Genomic DNA, 5,048 nt, shown 5'->3' on the forward strand with positions numbered 1-5,048 from the left:
CGACACCTTTAAAACTGACGTGACGGCGGTTAACCACCCAAGTGAAGGGGCGCCACTGGGCAGCTTGACCATCACTGAAGGCGGAAAGTGGACGTACAACGTTGACAACAGCAAAGTGGAATACTTAGGTGAAGGTCAGACTCGTGTTGAGACCTTCACGGTGCAGTCTGAAGACGGCACGCCACACACGGTCGAAATCACCATCACCGGCACCAATGACGCACCAGAGTTTATTAGCGGTAGCAACGATGCCCGCGGTCTAGATGCGCAGGGAAAAACGGATGCGGATAGCTATCAGTTCAGTGTGGATGAGAACAGTAGCCCAAGTGTGATTGGTTCGGTGAAAGCATTTGATGCAGATAGTGACAGCATACTGACTTATAAGTTGAACAGCCATACCGACAAGTTCGAGATTGATAGCAAAACCGGTGAAATCAGCGTAAAACCGGGCATTTCTTTCGATTATGAGGATATTAAGAGTTATCAGCTTAATGTTGAAGTTACCGACCAGGATAGTGGAAAAGACACTGCTGAAGTGCATGTGTCTGTAAACGATATCAATGAAGCGCCGATTGCAGTCGATGACGGTACTATTAAGACCAGTACCAAAGAGCTTACTTATGAGAACTGGGATAACAGTGCTGATATCAAAGTCGATTACTACGTGATTGACACAGGCACAGGTAATAAAGTCGCGGATGCGACGAAATCCGATTACACCGGAGACGGTGGTGAACACAAGTTTGGGGTGAGTTCTTCTCTGGACGGCGGCTCAGACCGCGTTCAAGACGGGCAAATTGGCTATGATGATGCAACCGGGAAAAGTGAAGCAATGCGCTTCTCCTTTGCGAACGGACAAGTTGCCGATCACGCTGAAGTTGAAGTTAAAAACCTATGGACAGACACCAAGCACGGCAGTTGGGAGCCGGGTATCGAACGAGGTGTCTGGAAGGCATACTATAAAGGTGAAGTGGTCGCGACGGGCGTATTTGAAGGTACTGGCAGTGGTAAGCAGATAGTGAACATAGATGCTGATGGTCGTTTCTTTGACAGTATCGAAATGTCAGCCATTAGCTACAAAGACGGCGTGGTTGACCCTAAAGGCTCTGAGTACTTTGTTACCGAAGTATCCGCAAACCTGACCACTTTCGATGACAACTACAAGACCAGTGGTTCAGGCACTCTGAAGCTAGACGTTCTGGTGAACGACAGTGATCCGGATGGCGATCAACTGACAATCGTTGATTACCCGAAAGAGGACTTCCTTTCTCAGCAGGATGGAAAACTGGTCTTTGATGCGGCGAAATATCTGGCATCCCTGCCTGCGGGCGAGCGTACGCTTGAGACAGGTGAAGTGAAGAACTACACGTTCAAATACACCATTCAGGACGAAGATGGCCTGAAAGATACCGCGGAAGTAACGGTACGTGTGATGGGTGAACCAATGTCGCTCAGTGATGCTCACGCCGCGCTGAGTGATGAACAGGCAGGTACAGATGTAGGTTCACATGCTGAAGGTGATCTAAGTGCGAATACCGGCTCAGCGACTGATGCAGAATATCACTTTGATGCTGACCAGAAGCTTGATGGCTTTACCAGTAATGGTAAGCCGGTTGTATTTGAAGTCAGTTCGGATCACAACACATTGACTGGCTATACCGGCACTGGGGCAGACCGCGTGAAAGTGCTTGAAGCCACAATCGACAGTAAAACAGGCCATTACACGGCAGACCAGCATGCACCACTGGATCACAAATCTCAGGGCGCAGATACGCTGGATATCGCAGCGAAAATTACCGTAGAAGCTGGCGGACAAAAAGAAAATGCAACGCTGCACCTTGATGTAACCGACTCACTGCCATCGGCAAACTCAGCTCATCATGAAATCAATGATGTAGATTCGCAGAACAACAGTGTCCTGATTGCGCTTGATGCTTCCGGCTCAATGTGGACTGACAAAGTAGATGGAATTCCACGCTGGGACTTAGCCCGCAGCGCTATCAAGACCATGTTTGAAAAGTACGATGACATGGGTGATGTCCGGATTAAGATTGCGACTTATTCTGGTTATCCAGCAGGGAAAACATCGGAATGGCTGCATTCAGTAGAAGAGATTGATACATACCTGAACTCTATCGGAAAAGGGGGTATGACGCCATACAGCCAAGGGATAGATCAAATCAATCAGGCTCTGACAGACCTGAATGGAGAGACCGGAGATACCAGTAGTCATCAGCTTTACTTTATTTCCGATGGTGCACCGTCAGACTTTAGCTTATGGACAGACATTAATAACAAACCATACGCTGAAATGCGTGAAAGCCTGATGAAATGGTCAAATGCAGACGATTTTGAAAATGAGCAGCGCTACGAGTACTTGGCTAATGGTTGGGCGGAGCCGACAGAAGCCGAGCAGGCCATTATTCTAGAAAATGCAATGGAGCGCAGCATCAGCACCAGTGGTGCGGCAGTAGATAATATCTGGTCTATCGGCATTGGTGCCGGAACCAACATGAAGTATCTGGCTCCAGTGGCAACAGATAAAGGCTCAGCAATTGTTGTTGAAGATGATTCACAGATTGGAGATTTGCTGACCAAAACCGTATCTGGCCAGCTTCAGAACAACCTGCTGGACGACAGTGATGGTGATGCTCAGTGGGTAGACCACATCACAATCGACGGTGAGACATACTACTATAACAAAGAGAGTGGCAGCGTAATTAAGAGCGACGGTACGAAGGTCTCTGATCACTCTTTGGTGCAGATCGATACCGATCACGGCAAGCTGACCATCAACTTTGAAAACGGCCATTATGACTACAAAGCGACTAACGTTGCTGGTCATCAGCAGGAGAAGTTTGATGCCACGGTAATTGATGCCGATGGGGATATCGCGAATGGTGAAGTGACTATCGATATCCGTGACCGTGCGCCGGAGTTTATCAGCGCCGGTGATGCGGACCAGACTCATGGCACTGACGCAAATGGCATGCCTACGGTAGACTCAGCGAGCTTTGATGTTGCAGAACAGGAAGCTGGTGTTCTGGTTGGTCAGGCGAAAGCATTCGACCCTGATGGCAGCGATACTATCAAGTATGAACTAAGTGGTGGTGACGCCAGCCTGTTCCGGGTAGACCCTAACAGTGGCGAGATTTGGCTGAAAGACGGTGTAAAACTGGATCATTCAGCGAAGCAGACCTACCAGCTGGAAGTCACGGCGAACGATGGTACGGATAAAGATACTACTCAGGTTACCCTAAATGTAACGGAGAACCACGCGCCGGCATCATCTCCGGTTCAGGGCTTTGCCCAGATGGAAGACCTGCCGATCAACAAAGTGACGGTAGTATTCGATGAGTCTAATAGTATGACCCGCACTTTTGACGGTCTGAATACGGTTGGCAGCGAAGCGGCGGCTCCGAAGACGGAGTCGAGAGCTTATAAGGCGGCTGAAGCACTGCATACCATGGTTGAAAATATGATGGCAGAAGGTGGTAACTCGAACACCTTTATTCGTCTGGTACGCTTTGATGGTGATACTTCGACGCAGAGCTGGCTTACGCTGGAAGATGTGGAGTATATGACACGTCCACCACAACTGAACGGACGTGGTTCAGATGACTCTGAATACCTCAGCGAAGTGGCTTCTTACGTAAGTAACTGGTGCGATGTTGACTACGGTACAAACACCGATTACAACAAAGCCCTAGAAGCGATAATGGCTCCAAACGATGCAGGTAGCCGATTCCCTTGGCAGGATGGCTTGGATGCTGAAGGTAATTTTGACTGGGATCTGTATCTTAACGAGCAACCAGTTGAAAGCAAAGACACTATCTTCTTTATCTCAGACGGTGAACCAAATCCTAAAGAGGGTGAAACAGCAGCAGCGGATCTGGATCAGCGCTGGCAAGAGTACAAGCAAACTCATGACGCCAAAGTATACGGCATTGGTATCGCTCTTTCAGAGAACGCCAAAGCAGGTGAGGCGCTGGATAAACTGAGCGACAAAGTGGTGTTTATCGATTCGGGTGAAGACCTAGGGCAGTATCTGAACCAGTTCTCGCCAGAGCCAATCGCAGGTGAGCTGCTAGCGGGCAGCCAGGATGCTGATGGCGATACAATGACGGTATCTCTGGCTGACGGAGACTTCTCGCTGCTTGGTGCGGACATTCATGGTATTACCGTAAACCAGCCACTGGTGACTTCGACTAAAGAAGAAGACGGTAATCTGCACATAGAGACCGCATTTGGTACTCTGGAAGTTGCATCAAACGGCAGCTACAGCTTTACTCAGAGTGGTGACCTGACCCTGCAGGGTGACCAACAGGCCGATCTAAACTTCCTGTTTAAAGTGTCAGACGGTAAAGGTGGCGTGAGCGACAATGTGTTTACTCTGACTCTGAGCGAACTGGGTACCGATATCGCGGCAACTGAGCGTCATGAGGTGGTAGGTGATGAACGAGCAAACATACTTACTGGTGGTGATGGAATCGATATTATGTTGGGCCAGAGCGGTGCGGACACCTTAAGTGGTGGTGCAGGCGATGACATCCTTATCGGAGGTCAAGATAATGATGTGCTTATCGGTGGTTTAGGCAGTGACATCTTAACGGGTGGGGCAGGAAATGATGTGTTTAGTTTTTCTGCTGAATCGCTAAGTTTGACACCTGAGCAAGATATCATCAAAGATTTCCACCTTAATGAAGACAAACTCGATCTGACAGATGTTTTGGCACCGCAAGGTGATGATGTTAAGGATATGGAAAATCTGCTAAATCATCTAACGGCTAGCTTCGATGCAGACAAAGAGACATTAAATATTGACCTAACGGCAGACGATGGAAAGTCAGTATCAATTGCGCTTGAGCAGTTTGATATGTCAGGCTTGGATCTATCGGTATCGGCGAGTTCAAATGAAATTGTTGAACAGCTATTTCAGCATCAGGCCTTTAAAGTGGATTAGCGAAAAAAGATGTAAGGGGGCAGATTGAGCCTAATGCCAGTCAGTTAAGCTGACTGGCTTTTTTCTTATTAGGGTATTTTTTGCT

At 48.4% G+C, this 5,048-nt stretch carries 1 protein-coding gene; it reads left to right on the forward strand.

From position 1 onward, the window contains the following. Positions 1-4,963 (forward strand): cadherin domain-containing protein (locus tag APB76_RS14340; protein WP_330220429.1); only part of this gene is annotated, 4,963 nt, incomplete at its 5' end. Positions 4,964-5,048: the final 85 nt, after the last annotated feature.

It is taken from the genome of Vibrio bivalvicida, assembly GCF_001399455.2.
Lineage (GTDB): Bacteria > Pseudomonadota > Gammaproteobacteria > Enterobacterales > Vibrionaceae > Vibrio > Vibrio bivalvicida.